The organism is Shinella sp. HZN7, from assembly GCF_001652565.1.
Lineage (GTDB): Bacteria > Pseudomonadota > Alphaproteobacteria > Rhizobiales > Rhizobiaceae > Shinella > Shinella granuli.
In genome coordinates, this window is the sequence record NZ_CP015736.1 from 161,193 (window position 1) to 176,430 (window position 15,238).

Genomic DNA, 15,238 nt, shown 5'->3' on the forward strand with positions numbered 1-15,238 from the left:
GGACTGAGGAAGAGGGGGGTGGACCCGTGAGCGCGACGATCGCAGGCGAGAACGACGGGGCCGGACCCTTCGAGGTGACGCACCGGCTGGTGCTGGCGATCGCCATTCCCATGACGCTCGGCTTCCTGACGACGCCGCTGATCGGGCTGACCGATACGGCGGTCGCCGGCCGGCTCGGCTCGGCGGATGCGCTGGCGGGCCTTGCCATCGGCGCCGTGCTGTTCGACCTGCTGCTCGGCAGCTTCAATTTCCTGCGCGCCTCCACCACGGGCCTCGTCGCCCAGGCCTTCGGCCGCGGCGACCCAAGGGAAGAGCAGGCGGTCTATTGGCGCTCGCTTGCCATCGCGCTCTGTTGCGGCCTCGCCATCGCGCTGCTGTCGCCGCTCCTCTTGTCGGCCGGCCTCTTCCTCATGGCGCCGTCGCCCGGCGTCGCGGCGGTGACCTCGACCTATTTCATGATCCGCGTGCTGGCCGCCCCCATGGCGCTTGCCAACTATGCCCTGCTCGGCTTCGTGCTCGGCCGCGGGCAGGGCCTGATGGGGCTGATGCTGCAAGCCATCATCAACGGCACCAACATCGTGCTGTCGATCATGCTCGGCCTCTGGTACGGCTGGGGCATTGCCGGCATCGCCTGGGGCACCTTCGCCGGCGAGGCGATCGGCATGCTTGCCGGCTTCCTCATCATCGTCTCCCGCTTCAACCGGGCGCACCGGCCCTCACGCGCCGAAATCCTTGCCCGGGACAGGCTGCAGGCCCTGTTCTCGCTCAACCGCGACATCATGATCCGCACCTTCGTGCTGATCGGCGCCTTCGCCATCATGACGCGCATCGGCTCCTCGCTCGGCCCGCTGGCGCTGGCGGCCAATGCGGTGCTGATGAACATCTTCCTCGTCGCCGGCTATTATCTCGACGGCCTTGCCAATGCAGCCGAACAGCTCGTCGGCCGGGCCTTCGGCGCGAATTTCCGCCCCGCCTTCGACCGGGCGGTGAAGCTCACCATGCTCTGGTCCTTCGGTCTCGGCCTCGTCACCACGCTGCTCTTCCTCGCCTTCGGCACGGATGTGATCGGCCTTCTGACGACGACCGAAAGCGTCAGGGCGGAAGCGGCGAAATACCTGCCCTGGGCCGCCCTGACGGCGATCACCGGCGCACTCGCCTTCCAGATGGACGGGGTCTATATCGGCGCGACCTGGTCGACGGCCATGCGCAACATGATGCTGCTGGCCTTTGCCGGCTATCTTTCGGCGCTCGCCCTCTTCGTGCCGCTCCTCGGCAATCACGGGCTCTGGCTGTCGCTCAACCTGTTCCTCGCCTTTCGCGGCGTCTTCCTGGCGCTGCGCCTGCCGGGACTGGTCGGCCGGCAGTTTTCCGGACCCGGCCGGGGGTAATCCCCGACCCGAACGCTCGATTCTCAGAAAGGCCGGTCGAGCTGGGTGTCGAGGTCGCGCGCGTCAAGCGGTTTTGCGGGCCGCGCCGGTTTCAGGCGGGCGATGCGGTCGGGATTTTCCGCCGTCGGATTCTCTGGCACGGTGCCGGGCGGAAGCGCATTGCGCGCGATATCGGCCTTGCTGGCCCGTTCCATCTTCTCGCCCGGCTGCATGTCCGGGCGCAGGATGAGCCCGCTCCTTGCGAGGAAGGACACCTCGCCGTCCTCCTCGTGCACATCCGCCCTGGCGCGCAGCCAATGCGAATATTCGCGGCCTTCCGGGCGGCCTTCTTCTTCCCAGATTTCGTGGGCCCTTTGCCGGATACGTTCGTTGTGATCGTCCATGGTATTGTCCCTTCCTGGCCTTTTCGGCCGTTATGGACGGGATCGGTGCAGGCTACCGTCGATGCGAATCAGCTTTTGCCGAACACTCCACCCGCAGAAGCGAAACCCTCGACGACGAGTATGGTTCCCGTGTGGCGCTCAGAGGGCGCGGTCGGCCCAATGAGCGGTGCGGGTGCCGCGAAGCACGGAAATCGAGGCGATCTGCTCGCGATCACAAATGCGCGAGAGGCCGCTCACGATCTCGCCCGGCAGGGTCGGGCCGGCATAGACCATGCAGGAATAGAGCTGCACGAGATGCGCGCCGGCACGGATCTTCTCCGCCGCCGTCTCGGCGGAGGAGACGCCGCCGACGCCGATGATCGGCAGGTTTTCGCCGACGCGCCGGCGCATCTTGGCGAGCACCACGGTCGATTTCTCGAAGAGCGGCTTGCCGGAAAGCCCGCCGGCCTCGCCGGCCTGGCGCGTGTCACTGAGGCCGTCGCGCGACAGCGTCGTGTTGGAGACGATGAGGCCGTCGAGCGGATGGGCGAGCGCCACTTCGGCGATGTCGTCGAGGCCTTCCTCGGTGAGATCGGGCGCGATCTTCAGGAAGACGGGCACCTGGCGGCCGCTTTTCTCCGCCTCCTCGGCGCGTGCGGCGAGCACGGCGGACAGCAGGGCATGCAGGCTTTCCTTGGCCTGCAGGTCGCGCAGGCCCGGCGTGTTGGGCGAGGAGATGTTGGCGGTGAAATAGCGCGCCACGTCGTAGAAGGTGCGGATGCCCGCGACATAGTCCGCGATGCGGTCTGCGCTGTCCTTGTTGGCGCCGATATTGACGCCGATCAGCGCATCGCGCCGGCAGGCCTTCAGGCGGTCGAGCGCAGCCGCATGGCCGGCATTGTTGAAGCCGAGGCGGTTGATGACGGCATCGTCCTGCACAAGGCGGAAGATGCGCGGCTTCGGATTGCCCTCCTGCGGGCGCGGGGTGACGGTGCCGATCTCGGTGAAGCCGAAGCCGAGGCGCAGGAGGGCTTCCGGCACTTCGGCATTCTTGTCATAGCCCGCGGCCATGCCGAGCGGGTTGGGGAAGGCAAGGCCGGCGACGGTCTGCGCAAGGCGCGGATCGGCCTTGGCCGGGCAGGCGGGCACGACCCCGGCCTTCAGCGCGGCGATCGACAGGCCGTGTGCGGTTTCGGGATCGAAGAGGAACAGGCCCTTGCGGCCGAGGGTGGACAGGAACGACATCAGAGCGGCATCTCCGGAAACTGGTGGGCGCCGTCCGGACCGAGCGGCAGGGGTTTTTCCCACAGCACGGCGGACAGCGGAAGGGTGGCATAGAGATGGGGGAAGAGATCGCCGCCGCGCGACGGCTCGTAGACGAGTGTGTCGCCGAGCGCATCGCCATCGACGGCGACGAGGAGGAGATCGGCCTGTCCGGCGAAATGGCGGGCGGCCGTCTCCTTCGCCTGCGCGGCGGTGGAGAAATGGATGAAGCCGTCCGAAAGGTCGATGGCGGCGCCCTCGAAAATCCCCGCCGCCTTTGCCTTCTGCCACAGACTTGCCGGAACGATCTTGTAGATTGTTTTGGCCATCTCGTCCGTTCCTCCACTGGCTGCCGTTTTTCAACGGTAGCGCTTGCCGCAAAGAACGGCGAATGTCCACCGGCGACAGGCCCGCAAAAGGGCTCTTGGAGGATTTTGCATGCGAATTCACGCTCTGCCTTTCATCTTCGTCGCCGCCCTCGTGGCGGGTTCGGCCCAGGCCGAGGGCGAGGGACGCTACCGCATGGAGAAGACGGAGGGCGGTTTCGTCCGCCTCGACACCGCGACGGGCGAGGTTTCGCTGTGCCGCGAGCAGGAGGGCCAGATCGTCTGCCGCATGGCGGCGGACGAGCGCGCGGCCTTCGAAAAGGAGCTCGACGTTCTCACAAAGCGCGTCGAAGCGCTGGAAAAAGGCGGCGTGACGGGCGAGACGGCCGCAAAACCGTCGCTACCCACGGATGAAGAGATTGACCGGACCATGACCATCATGGAAAAGATGATGCAAAGGTTCATGGGTATCGTGAAAAACCTGGAGGAGGGTGAGGAGGAAACCACCCCCGGGAAGGACGCGATCCCGCAGAAGACCTGACGGGCACCTTTTGCCGGCCGAGGCCGTGCTGCGCCCGTCGCAGGGTCCATCTACTCTTGGGAGGGAGCGCATGGCATCGGCACTCACGATCATCATCGCGGACGACCATCCGCTGTTCCGCGGCGCGCTGAAACAGGCGCTGACCGGAATGGCGGGCAATCCTGACATCGTCGAAGCCGGCGATTTCGAGGCGGCGCGCAAGGCGGCCGCCGGCCATCCGAACGCCGACCTCATGCTGCTCGACCTCGCCATGCCCGGCGTCAGCGGCCTTTCCGGCCTGATCTCGCTGAGGGCCGAGTTCCAGAGCCTTCCTGTTGTCATCGTCTCGGCGAGCGACGATCCGGCCACCATCCGCCGGGCGCTCGACCTCGGCGCCTCGGGCTTCATCTCCAAATCCGCCTCCATCGAGGACATCCGCGAGGGGATAGGCTCGGTGCTGGAGGGCAATATCTATACGCCCGGCGGCTATGTGCGCGGGCCCGAGCAGGACAGCGAGGTGGCGGACCTCATCGCGCGGCTGCGCACGCTGACGCCCCAGCAGTCGCGCGTGCTCGCCATGCTCGCCGAAGGCCTGCTCAACAAGCAGATTGCCTATGAGCTCGGCGTCTCCGAGGCGACCATCAAGGCGCATGTCTCGGCCATCCTTCTGAAGCTCAATGTCGACAGCCGCACCCAGGCGGTCATCCAGCTCGGCAAGATCGGCAGCGCCCAGGCCGCCGCCTGACACCTATTCCGCCGCTTCCCGCTGCGTCGTCGAAAGCTGCGTCAGCCAGGCCCGCATGGAGGCGGGGCGGACGGGCTTGTTCTGCACGAGGATATTGTCGCGCTCGGCCTCGGCGCGCACGTCCGGCGTGCGATCGGCGGTGACGAGCAGAGCCGGGACTTGCCGGCCGAGCGCCGCCCGGAGCTTTCCGATCGCGGCGATGCCGGTGCCGTCGTCGAGATGATAGTCGGCGATGACCGCATCGAAGGTGGGGGTGCCGGCCGCGGCCAGCGCCTCGACCGCGGCCACCGATTCGGCGAGCGTCACCGTGCAGCCCCAGCCGGAGAGAAGCAGCCGCATGCCGTCGAGGATCTTCGGCTCGTTGTCGACGCAGAGGACACGCAGGCCCTTGAGCGGCTCCTCGCTTGCCGGCACCGCGGCCGGCTTGTCGGCGACGTGGCGGCTCGCGGCGGCATCGATGGGCACGCGCACCTTGAAGCTGGTGCCGCGCCCCGGCGTCGATTGCAGCTCGACCGGATGGGAGAGCACGCGCGAGATGCGGTCGACGATGGAAAGGCCGAGCCCGAGGCCCGGCGCCGTGCGCGCGCCCTCGTCGAGGCGAGCGAATTCCTTGAACACCGTGCGGAATTTCGAGGCGGGAATGCCGATGCCGGAATCCAGCACCTGTATATAAGCGTGCCCGCCCTTGCGCCGGACGCCGACGAGGACCTTTCCCGAATTGGTGTATTTGATGGCGTTCGAGACGAGGTTCTGCACGACGCGGCGCAGGAGGTTCGGGTCGGTGCGGATGGCGAGCGAGGAGGGGAGCACGGTGAACTTCAGGTTCTTCGCCCGCGCCATGGGCGCAAAATCGGTCTCGATGCGTTTCAGGAGGTCCTTCAGCGGCACCGTCTGCACGCGCGGCTTCATCGCGCCGGTGTCGAGGCGGGAAATGTCGAGCACGGCGCCGAGAATGGCCTCCACCGATTCCAGCGAGGAATCGATGTTGTGGATCATCTGGCGGTTCTCCGTCTCGCCGAGCCGTTCGACGAGGGAGGAGGAATAGAGGCGGGCGGCGTTCAGCGGCTGGAGGATGTCGTGGCCGGCGGCCGCGAAGAAGCGCGTCTTGCTGATATTCGCCTCCTCGGCGGCCGCGCGCGCTTCGGCCAGCTCCGTGTTGACGCGGGTGAGCTCGGCGGTGCGCTGGGCGACGCGCTGTTCCAGCGTCTCGTTGACCTGTTTCAGCGCCCGGTCGGCCGCCACGCGGTCGGTGATGTCGGTATAGGTGGAGACGAAGCCCTTTTCCGGCATGGCGTTGGTGCGCACCTCGATGATGCGCTCGCCGCCGGAAAGCACCAGCGCGAAGGGCTCGTCGTAGGTCATGGTGCGCGTCACCGCGGCCTCGCGGTCTTCTTCCGCGATGTCGCCGCGCTCGATGAGGATTTCCACGATGTCGGCAAGCGGGAAGCCGACCTGGCCGACATATTCCGGCAGGTCGAGCAACTGGCGGAAGCGGCGGTTCCAGACGGTGAGGTTGCCGGCGCTGTCGAAGACGGCGATGCCCTGGTCCATCTGGCCGAGCGCGGTCTGCAGCATGTCCTGGTTGTATTGCAGGGCCTCGCTGGCCTGGTCGAGCAGCCAGTCCGTATCCGTCGGCGTGTCGTCGATGCGCTGGAGCACGAGCGACAGGACGAGGCGGGCCGAGGAGGAGCCGATGGCGCTGCCGAGCAGCTGTTCGGAAAAGTGCACGATGGCGGCATCGGCCGGCGAATTGTCCTCCAGCCAGCGGCCGACCTGCCGCTCATAGGTATGGAAGGAGCGCTGCATGCGCTCTTCGCCGAGATATTTGGCGATGGTGGTCTTCAGATCCTTGACCGTCACCTTGGTGCGTCGGCCGCGGAAGGCTCGTTCGAGACGCGGCTTGGAGCGGATGAAGGTGCCGGCCTGGAGCCGTTCCAGCGAGGTCGGGTTGCGGGTGAGCGAGCCGATGACATAGGCGCCGATATTCACCATCATGGCGAGCAGCGTGGCGTTGACCAGTGGGTCAGCGTTCTCGCCGGTGAAGATGGTCGCGCCGGGAAACAGGAAGCCGAGCACCGTTTCGGCGATATAGGCATTGTCGGCGACGCCGATACTCGGCAGGAAGAGCAGGTAGGCCCACACGACGAGGCCGGAGATCATGCCGGCCATGGCGCCGCGGGCATTGGCATTGCGCCAGAAGAGGCCGCCGAGCAGCGTCGGAGCGACCTGCGCCGCCGCGGCGAAGGCGAGCAGGCCCATCGAGGCGAGGCCGGCATTGGCGGTCGCGGCGCGATAATAGGCATAGCCCAGCAGCAGTACGAAGAAGATCGCGAGCCGCCGGATGCGCAGCAGCATGCGCGACAGGTCGTCCTGCTGCTCGACGCCGCCGATGAGGTTGCGCCGCAGCACGACCGGGATGACGATGTCGTTCGACACCATGATGGAGAGCGCCACCGAGGCGACGATGACCATGGCGGTGGCGGCGGAGAACCCGCCGATGAAGGCGATGAGCGTCAGGACGGGCTGGTCGAGCGCGAAGGGCAGCGTCAGCACGTAGAGATCGGCATCGCCCTGGCCGTTGAAGGTGAGCACGCCGCCGATGGCGACGGGCAGCACGAAGAGGTTGATGGCGACGAGGTAGAGCGGGAAGAGGACGCCCGCCATGCGCAGCTCGCCCGCCGTGCGGTTCTCCACCACCGTGACGTGGAACTGGCGCGGCAGCATGACGATGGCGAAGGCGGACAGCACGATGAGCAGGATCCAGCGCGCGACCGGCGTTTCATAGGTCAGCGCCTGCATGACGCGCTCGTTCTCCGCCGCGCGCTGCCAGAGGTCGCCGAGCCCGTCGAACATGAAGAAGATGACGTAGATGCCGACGGAGGCGATGGCGACGAGCTTGACCAGCGATTCCATCGAGATGGCGAGGATGAGGCCGTCCTGGTGCTCGGTGGCGTCCGTGTGGCGCGTGCCGAAGACGATGGCAAAGCAGGCGAGGAACAGCGTGACGACCAGCGGCAGGTCGATGAGGCCGCCGGACGCGGCGATGCCGAAGCCGGTCGTATCGACCATGGCCGAGACGGAGCTCGAGACGGCCTTAAGCTGCAGCGCGATATAGGGAATGTAGCCGATGAGCGAGATGAGGGCGACGACGGCGGCAACGCCGGGATTCTTGCCGTAGCGCGCGGCGACGAAGTCGGCGATCGAGGTGAGGCGCTCGGATTTGGCCAGCGTCACGATGCGGCGCAGGAGCGGCATGCCGAGCGTGAACATCAGGATCGGGCCGATATAGATGCCGGCAAATTCGAGGCCATTGGTCGTGGCGAGGCCCACGCCGCCGAAATAGGTCCAGGAGGTGCAGTAGATCGCAAGGCTCAGCGCATAGACCAGCGGCCGGCCCTTCGATGTGCGGCCGGTGCGTTTTGCCTTCCGGTCGCCGTAACTTGCAACCGCGAAGAGCAGGAGCAGATAGGCGAGCGCCAAGGCGAATATCAGCGAGCCCGGCATGCTTCCTCCCGCAGTCCTTCGGCCTTTCGGTCGAGAATAGGCCAAAGCGGACGGGAAGGAAATTGCGTCGAAGGTCGAGGATGAAAAGGACCGGTGCGTAAACTCCCGGATATTGACGGACCGCAGTTCCATCCTGGGAAAAACTACACTAGGTTGCTCAGGCTTTGCAGCAACAGGAGACCCTCATGCTCAATGAGTTCAAGGCGTTTATCGCCCGCGGCAATGTCATGGACCTCGCCGTGGGTGTCATCATCGGTGCAGCCTTCAACAAGATCGTCGAATCCGTCGTCAATGACCTCGTCATGCCGATCGTCGGTGCCTTGACCGGGGGCGGTTTCGACTTTTCCAACTACTTCCTGCCACTGTCGAGCAACGTGACGGCCTCGTCGCTTGCCGCCGCCCGCGAGCAGGGCGCCGTGTTCGCCTATGGCAGCTTCATCACCGTGTTCATCAATTTCCTCATCCTCGCCTGGATCATCTTCCTGATGATCAAGGGCGTGAACCGCATGCGCGCGTCGCTGGAGAAGGAAAAGGCCGCCGGTGCCGCCGAGCCCGCACCGCCGCCGGAAGACGTGCTGCTGCTCACCGAGATCCGCGACCTCCTGAAGAGCCGCCCGGTCGCCTGAAGCATCCGGAGCTGATTTTATACGAAAGGCCCGGTTCGCCGGGCCTTTTAGGGTGCGGGCCAGCCCGTCGTGCGGGCCTCTTCGAGCGTGGCGAGAAGGGCAGCGGCCGGCGAAAGCCCGAGCCGTTCGGCCTGGCGCGAAAGCCAGCCGGCGTGCACCAGGCGGATTTCGACGGGAATGCGCTCGATGCCGAGCGCGACGGCTGCCGCCGTGCGGTGCTTGCCGTTGGTGTGGCGGACGAGACGGCCCTCGGCGTCGATCGCCACGCCGATATCGCGCTCGGCAAGATCCTGCCAGAGCGTGCGCGTCCAGCGGTGGCGCCGGCCGGTCTGGCCGCGCAGGCCGAGATCGGAATGCGGCACGATGCCGTTCTTCTCGATATCGGCGATCAGCGCCAGGTAATATTCGAAGAAATTGTCGAGCTTTTCGATGGTGTCGATGGCGATGCGGTTGCGCTTGACCGTCGCGCCGTCCTTGATGCGCCTGGCATAGGCCTGGTAGCGCGAGCCTGCGCGAAAATCCTGCCGCGTCTCGATGAGTTCGACGATCTCCGTATGGGAGGAGGACTTTTCGAGCGGCTCGACGATACGGCTCCAGTCGCTGCCGTCGAGGAAATGCGTGCCGATCCAGCGAAGCTGCCCGCGATCGGAAATATTGTCGCGCAGCCGCGTGGTCAGGTGCCCGGTCGCGATGGGGATGACCAGTTGTTCGCCGAAATGGAAATGGGCCTGGGCGGCGAGGATGGCCGGGCCGCCCTCGCGATCGAGCCGACGGACCGCGCGGTTGAATCGCCCGGTGAAACCGATATGCGCCGCCGCGAAGTCGCGCATCGGCACCAGGTCGAGCGCCCTCTGGAGGAGCGAGGGTGCAGGCGGCCGCGCGCGGGGCGGGCTCCGTTCATAGACCGGTCGTGGAAATGTCTGCTGGTCCGCCAACCTGAACTCGAGTCCGTTCCCGATAGCCGTCGGCGCAAGAGGTGGCCGGCGGCGGCGTCATCCATGGCAAATAAACGAGGGTTTGCAAAGTCGCGAGGATCGGGGGCGCCGTCGCCGGCGGGAAAACCCGGATATTTCCGAGTTTTCGCGCTGTCGAGCCGCCGAGGGCGGCGCGCGGCGACGGCACCGATCCCATGCCGGCCGCGAATCAGGCCGTCGCGCCGGCCGTCTTCGTCTGGTGGATCTCGATGAGGCTCGGGCCTTTGCGGTCACCTGCCTTCTCCAGCGCGGCCGGCAGGTCGCGCACGTCGGCGAGGCGTTCGGAGGGCACGCCATAGGCGGTGCCGATGGCGATGAAGTCGGGCGCGGAAGGTTTGACGCCTTCCGGCGTGATGCCGGCCTCGACCATGTAGTTCTCGATCTCCTGGTAGCCGTCATTGTTCCAGACGAGGAAGACGACGCGGGCGCCGGCATCCGCCGCCGAGCCGATCTCCGACAGCGAGAACTGCAGGCCGCCGTCGCCGACGAGGCAGACGATCGGCGCATCGGGCTCGGCAAGGGCCGCACCGACGGCGGCGGGCGGGGCGAAGCCGAGCGCGCCGTAGCCGGTGGCGGCATTGAACCAGCTACGCGGGCGCGGCGCGTCGCAATAGTAGTTGCCGGCATAGACGGCCTGGGTGGAATCCCCGACGATGATCGCCTTCGGCAGCGTGCGCCAGATGGCATCGATGACACCGATTTCCGCCTGCATCTTCGCCGTCAGCTCGTTCCAGGCGCCCTTGCGGGCCGTTTCGGCGCGCGCCGCCCCGTTGCTTGTCGCCTTGTGGCCTTCGAGGAAGCCGAGCATGCCGGCCGCCGCCGTCTTGGCGCTGGAGAAGATCGAAAGGCCCGATTGCGGCGTGCGGGCGAGCTGGGCGGCGTCGATATCGATGCGGATCAGCGATTTCAGCCGCGGGAAGCCGTTGTCGACATTGATGTCGTAGTCCGTCGGGCCGAATTCCGTGCCGAAGGCGACGACGAGGTCGGCATCGGCAAGCAGCCGGCGCACCGCCTTGAGGCTGGGGCTGGCCGGCACGCGCAGCGGATGGCCGGCGAGCATGCCGCGGGCGTTGACCGTGGTGACGACCGGTGCGCCGATCCACTCGGCAAGCGCGCGGATCTCGTCTTCCGCCGTCACCGCGCCGCCGCCGGCGAGGATGACGGGGCGCGAGGCATTGGTGCACAGGATGGCGGCGTGCTGCAGGGTTTCCGCATCGGCGCGCGGGCGCGTGGCGACCGCGGCGGGGAAGTTTCCGGTTTCGATGGGCTTCGCCATCACGTCGGTCGGGATTTCGATATGCACCGGACCCGGGCGGCCGGAAAGCAGCACGGCGAAGGCGCGTTCCACGACGAGCGGCAGGTCGGCGGGATTGAGCAGCGTGTGCGAGTAGAGGGCAAGCGTCTTCATCATGCCCTGCTGGTCGGGCAGCTCGTGCAGCAGGCCACGGCCGTGGCCGAGCGAATCGCGCCGGTTGACGCCGGATATGACCAGCATGGGCACGGAATCCTGCCGCGCCTGCGCCATCGCCGTGATGGTGTTCGTAAGGCCCGGGCCGGTGATGACCAGCGCGACGCCCGGCTTGCCGGAAACGCGTGCATACCCGTCCGCCATGAAGCCGGCGCCCTGTTCGTGGCGCGGCGTGATATGGCGGATCTTCGAGGCGGCAAGGCCCCGATAGAGCTCGACCGTGTGCACGCCCGGAATGCCGAACACCACCTCGACGCCGTTCGCCTCCAGGAGGTCGACCAGGACTTCCCCGACGGTTTTCGTACTCATGCGCGGCGCTCCTTCGGCATGGTGGAACGGGTGGCGAGCGCGATGATGCGCCGGCAGGCCTCGTCGATATGGGCATCGGGCACGGTGAGGCTGAGGCGGATGAAGCCTTCCGCCTCCTCGCCGAAGGAGGAACCCGGCATGACCGCGACACGTTCCTCGCGCAGGAGCGCCCAGGCGAAATCCTCGCCGCTCATGCCCGTTTCGGAAACGTCGACGACGATGAACATGCCGGCCTCCGGCGGCAGCGGCACGAGGCCGGGCGCCCGCGACAGGGCGTCGGCGAAGCGGGCGGCGCGCGCCTTGTAGCTCTGGCGCATCGTCGCGGCGGTCGAGATCGGGTTGTCGAGCGCATAGGCCGTCATGTCGGCGATGAAGGGCTGGCCGCCGAACAGCATCGTCTCGGAAACCGAGAGCAGCCGCGTGCAGAATTCCGCCGGGCCGATCGCCCAGCCGCTGCGGAAACCCGGCGCGGCATGCGATTTCGAGATGGAGGAGACGACGATGGTGCGCTCGGCAAGGTCGGGATTGTCGAAGGGCGAGGCGAAGGTCGCGCCGAAGACGAGCTCTTCATAGACCTCGTCGCAGACGATCCACAGGTCGTGCCTGCGGCAGACGGCGCCGATCTCGGCAACCTCCGCGGCGCTCAGCACCGCGCCGGTCGGGTTGTGCGGCGTGTTGAGCAACAGCACCCGGCAGGCCGGCGTGATGGCGGCTTCGAGGTCGGCCGCCTTCATGTGGAAGCCGTTTTCCGGGCGCAGCGGCACGGCGATGCGCTCGGCGCCGGTCGCGCGGATGACGCCCTCGTAGGTCGCATAGAGCGGGTCGCCGACGAGCACCGCATCGCCCGCCTCCACGAGGCCGAGCATGACGGCGAAGAGGGCGGTCTGGGTGCCGGGGAAACAGAGCACGTTGGCGACGGTGACGTCGCTGCGGCGCTTCCGGTACTTGCGCACCAGCGCGTCGACCACGGAAGGTTCGCCGCGGCCGTTGGAATAGCGGTAGCGGCCGGCATGCATGCTGCGCACGGCCTCCGCCAGCAGCGCCGGGTCCGGCGGCACGTCCGGCTCGCCGATGGTCAGCTCGATGACGTCCTCGCCTTCGGCCTTCATGCGCCGCGCTTCGGCATGGATGGCCCATTTTTCAGAGCCGAGATTGGCAAGCCGATCTGTGATGGATGCATAGCGCATGGCCGTCCTCCGCATTATAGGATGTCGTTTAGTGATCAGCGCCCGTGGCGTCGACTGGTCTCAGGCGCAGCCCGAGCAGGGTTTCGATCGAGGTCAGCGCGATCTCGACGAGCTCGCTTTCCCCGAAAAGCTCGCCGGCCAGGCAGCCTTCCAGCCAGAGGCCGTCGAGCAGGCCGTTGATCGCGATGGCGAGCCTGCGGCAGCGTTCCGGCGAGGCATCCTCGCCGCGCGCGGCAAGGAAGTCGCCGAGCAGGCCCTCCAGCGCGTTGCGGAAGCTCAGATAGCCCTCGCGGTGGATGGCGGCGAGTTCCGGATCGACGCTGACGCGGCTGATGAAGGAGGCCCAGAGCGAGAGGCTGCGGCTGTTGGCGACGGGTTCCGTCAGGTTGATGACGATGAAGTCGCGCAGCCGCGTTTCCGGATCGCCCGTCACCCGCTCGGCCTTTTCGGTGAGCCGGACGATGACGATCCGGTAGGCCTCCTGCAGGATGTGCTCCTTGGACTGGAAGTAATGCCGGATGAGGCCGGCCGTCACGCCCGCCTTGATGGCGATCTGCCGGACCGTCGCGCCCTGCAGGCCGTATTCCGCGATGCAGTCGAGCGTCGCCTCGATCAGGTCGTGGCGGCGTTCGGCCTCGGGAGCGCGATGGAAGGTTCGGCGGGCCATGGTTCCCTCGTTATGCGGCGCGGCGCAGCACCGGCCGCGTCAGGCAGGTCGGCCCGCCCTCGCAGGCGATGCACAGCGCGTCGGCCTCGAAGGTCTCCACCGTGCAGCCGGCCGCTTCCATCGCCGCCCTGGTGGCCGGGAAGCCTTCGACCATGATGACCTCGTAGGGCCGGGTCGGCAGCACGTTGAGCGAAAGGCCGTTGCTGGCATGGAATTCGTCGGCCGGCGCCTCGATCAGGCGGATGCCTCGCTTCTTGAGCAACTGGTAGAAGGCGGCCGGCAGCAGGGGGGCGAAGACGAGGGCGAGGTCGTCCGCCAGCGGGCTCATCACGCTCATCAGGTGGAGGCAGGCTTCCTCGCCCTGCCAGAGCGGCAGGTCATAGGCGAGAACCGTGGCGCCGTAGGGGGAAAGGATCTTCGTGATCTGGTCGATGCCGTCCTGGTTGGTGCGCACGCCCCGGCCGATGACGAGCGTCTTCGCATCGAGCCAGATGCAGTCGCCGCCCTCCACGGTGCCCTCGCCCTCGATGCGGCCGAGGATCGGGATCTGGCGCTCGGCATAGGCCTTTTCGTGCAGCGCGGTTTCGGCAACGCGCAGCGGCTTGCCCATGCGCAGGAGGATCGCGCCGTGATCGGACATCAGCGAGGGATCGTGGGTGAACATGGCGTCGGCAAGCCCGTCGCCCTCGTCCTCCAGCCAGATGATCTCGGTGCCGGATTTTTCCACGAGTTCGGCGAAGGCCTTGTACTGGTGGACCGCGCGGGCGCCGTCGAAGGTCGGGCCATAGTGCCACTTGGCGGCATCGGCGTCCTTCAGGCTGGCGCCGGGGCGGCGCATCAGAACACGCATCAGGGGGGCCGACATTTCCTGCGAACCGTAGGCGGACATTCAATACTCCCGGGAAAAATCATCTTGGACGGGCGCTGCCAGAAAAGTCAGCGATGAGCCTATTATACGCTTGAATAATTTCTTAACAAGTGCCACGATGCTTTTCACAAGACGGAACGACGGGCCGAAGATGCCCGCGGGAACGCTGAAAAACAGGGGAATTTGGCATGGGTCATGCATCGATTTTCCGTGCGCCGGAGACTGCTCCGCGATGACGGAACGCGCCGAGGCAATCGCGGTCAGGGACCTGCACAAGCGCTTCGGGCCGCTTGACGTTCTCAAGGGTGTTTCACTGACCGCGCATGAGGGCGACGTCATCGCCATCATCGGCGGCTCGGGATCGGGCAAGTCCACCTTCCTGCGCTGCATCAACATGCTGGAATTGCCGACCGCCGGTTCGGTGACCATCCACGGCGAGACGATCGCCATGAAGAAGGACGGCCATGGCGGCATGATGCCGGCCGATCGCAGGCAGGTGCAGCGCCTGCGCTCGCGCCTCGGCATGGTGTTCCAGAGCTTCAATCTCTGGCAGCACATGACCATCCTGGAAAACGTCATCGAGGCGCCCGTCCATGTGCTCGGTGTCAAGAAGGACGAGGCGATCGACCGCGCCGAGACGCTGCTGCGCCGCGTCGGGCTCTACGAGAAGCGCGACGCCTATCCCGCCTTCCTCTCCGGCGGCCAGCAGCAGCGCGCGGCCATCGCCCGCGCGCTCGCCATCCAGCCCCATGTCATGCTCTTCGACGAGCCCACCTCCGCGCTCGATCCGGAACTGGTCGGCGAGGTGCTGTCCGTCATCGGCGATCTCGCCAAGGAAAAGCGCACGATGATCCTCGTCACGCACGAGATGAAGTTCGCGCGCAATGTCGCAAGCCACGTCGTCTTCCTGGCGAACGGGCTCATCGAGGAACAGGGCCCGCCGGACGAACTGTTCGGATCGCCGAAATCGGAGCGGCTGAAGAAATTCATCAGCTCCATCCACTGAGAAGCAAAAAACCAACAGAGGGAAG

Annotated in this window: 14 protein-coding genes; 5 read left to right on the forward strand and 9 right to left on the reverse strand. The window is 66.6% G+C overall.

Annotation, left to right across the window (positions count from 1 at the left end):
- Nucleotides 1–26 precede the first annotated feature (26 nt).
- Nucleotides 27–1,388, forward strand: a complete 1,362-nt coding sequence (locus tag shn_RS00765; protein WP_064328736.1) for an MATE family efflux transporter — start codon at nt 27–29, stop codon at nt 1,386–1,388.
- 23 nt (nt 1,389–1,411) lie between these two features.
- Here the strand turns inward: shn_RS00765 and shn_RS00770 are convergent, their stop codons facing one another.
- The 3 genes from shn_RS00770 to shn_RS00780 all read right to left on the reverse strand — a co-directional run bounded on the left by shn_RS00770 (nt 1,412) and on the right by shn_RS00780 (nt 3,342).
- Nucleotides 1,412–1,771 (reverse strand): DUF2934 domain-containing protein, encoded by a 360-nt coding sequence (locus tag shn_RS00770; protein WP_064328737.1) that lies wholly within the window; start codon nt 1,769–1,771, stop codon nt 1,412–1,414.
- 138 nt (nt 1,772–1,909) lie between these two features.
- The gene (locus tag shn_RS00775) at nt 1,910–2,995 is read right to left on the reverse strand and encodes a quinone-dependent dihydroorotate dehydrogenase (protein WP_064328738.1); all 1,086 of its coding nucleotides are present in this window, start codon (nt 2,993–2,995) and stop codon (nt 1,910–1,912) included.
- Nucleotides 2,995–3,342, reverse strand: coding sequence for a DUF952 domain-containing protein (locus tag shn_RS00780; protein ID WP_064328739.1), 348 nt, complete (start codon nt 3,340–3,342; stop codon nt 2,995–2,997). Before shn_RS00780 ends, shn_RS00775 begins: the two co-directional genes overlap by 1 nt.
- 109 nt (nt 3,343–3,451) lie before the next feature.
- Between shn_RS00780 and shn_RS00785 the strand changes: the two genes are divergently transcribed.
- Nucleotides 3,452–3,880 (forward strand): hypothetical protein, encoded by a 429-nt coding sequence (locus tag shn_RS00785; RefSeq protein WP_064328740.1) that lies wholly within the window; start codon nt 3,452–3,454, stop codon nt 3,878–3,880.
- 70 nt (nt 3,881–3,950) lie between these two features.
- The gene (locus tag shn_RS00790) at nt 3,951–4,604 is read left to right on the forward strand and encodes a response regulator transcription factor (RefSeq protein ID WP_064328741.1); all 654 of its coding nucleotides are present in this window, start codon (nt 3,951–3,953) and stop codon (nt 4,602–4,604) included.
- A gap of 3 nt (nt 4,605–4,607) precedes the next feature.
- Here shn_RS00790 and shn_RS00795 read toward each other — a convergent pair whose 3' ends face one another.
- Nucleotides 4,608–8,108: a hybrid sensor histidine kinase/response regulator gene (locus tag shn_RS00795; RefSeq protein ID WP_064328742.1), complete on the reverse strand. Its 3,501-nt coding sequence runs from the start codon at nt 8,106–8,108 to the stop codon at nt 4,608–4,610.
- A 185-nt stretch (nt 8,109–8,293) separates the two neighbouring features.
- On the opposite strand from shn_RS00795, the gene mscL reads away from it, so the two are divergent.
- Entirely contained in the window at nt 8,294–8,734 is a 441-nt protein-coding gene (mscL, locus tag shn_RS00800; protein ID WP_064332380.1) for a large conductance mechanosensitive channel protein MscL, read from the forward strand.
- Between the two features lie 47 nt (nt 8,735–8,781).
- Here the strand turns inward: mscL and shn_RS00805 are convergent, their stop codons facing one another.
- The 5 genes from shn_RS00805 to shn_RS00825 all read right to left on the reverse strand — a co-directional run bounded on the left by shn_RS00805 (nt 8,782) and on the right by shn_RS00825 (nt 14,228).
- Nucleotides 8,782–9,669 carry a hypothetical protein gene (locus shn_RS00805; RefSeq protein WP_145925841.1) on the reverse strand — a complete coding sequence of 296 codons (888 nt, stop codon included), beginning with the start codon at nt 9,667–9,669 and terminating at the stop codon, nt 8,782–8,784.
- A 208-nt stretch (nt 9,670–9,877) separates the two neighbouring features.
- Nucleotides 9,878–11,485 carry a 5-guanidino-2-oxopentanoate decarboxylase gene (locus shn_RS00810; RefSeq protein ID WP_064328744.1) on the reverse strand — a complete coding sequence of 536 codons (1,608 nt, stop codon included), beginning with the start codon at nt 11,483–11,485 and terminating at the stop codon, nt 9,878–9,880.
- Nucleotides 11,482–12,672, reverse strand: a complete 1,191-nt coding sequence (locus tag shn_RS00815) for a pyridoxal phosphate-dependent aminotransferase (RefSeq protein ID WP_064328745.1) — start codon at nt 12,670–12,672, stop codon at nt 11,482–11,484. The genes shn_RS00810 and shn_RS00815 overlap by 4 nt, the downstream gene beginning before the upstream one ends.
- 28 nt (nt 12,673–12,700) lie before the next feature.
- Nucleotides 12,701–13,339, reverse strand: a complete 639-nt coding sequence (locus shn_RS00820; RefSeq protein WP_064328746.1) for a TetR family transcriptional regulator C-terminal domain-containing protein — start codon at nt 13,337–13,339, stop codon at nt 12,701–12,703.
- 10 nt (nt 13,340–13,349) lie between these two features.
- Entirely contained in the window at nt 13,350–14,228 is an 879-nt protein-coding gene (locus shn_RS00825; RefSeq protein WP_064328747.1) for a dimethylarginine dimethylaminohydrolase family protein, read from the reverse strand.
- Between the two features lie 211 nt (nt 14,229–14,439).
- Between shn_RS00825 and shn_RS00835 the strand changes: the two genes are divergently transcribed.
- Nucleotides 14,440–15,213: an ABC transporter ATP-binding protein gene (locus shn_RS00835; protein WP_064328749.1), complete on the forward strand. Its 774-nt coding sequence runs from the start codon at nt 14,440–14,442 to the stop codon at nt 15,211–15,213.
- Nucleotides 15,214–15,238: the final 25 nt, after the last annotated feature.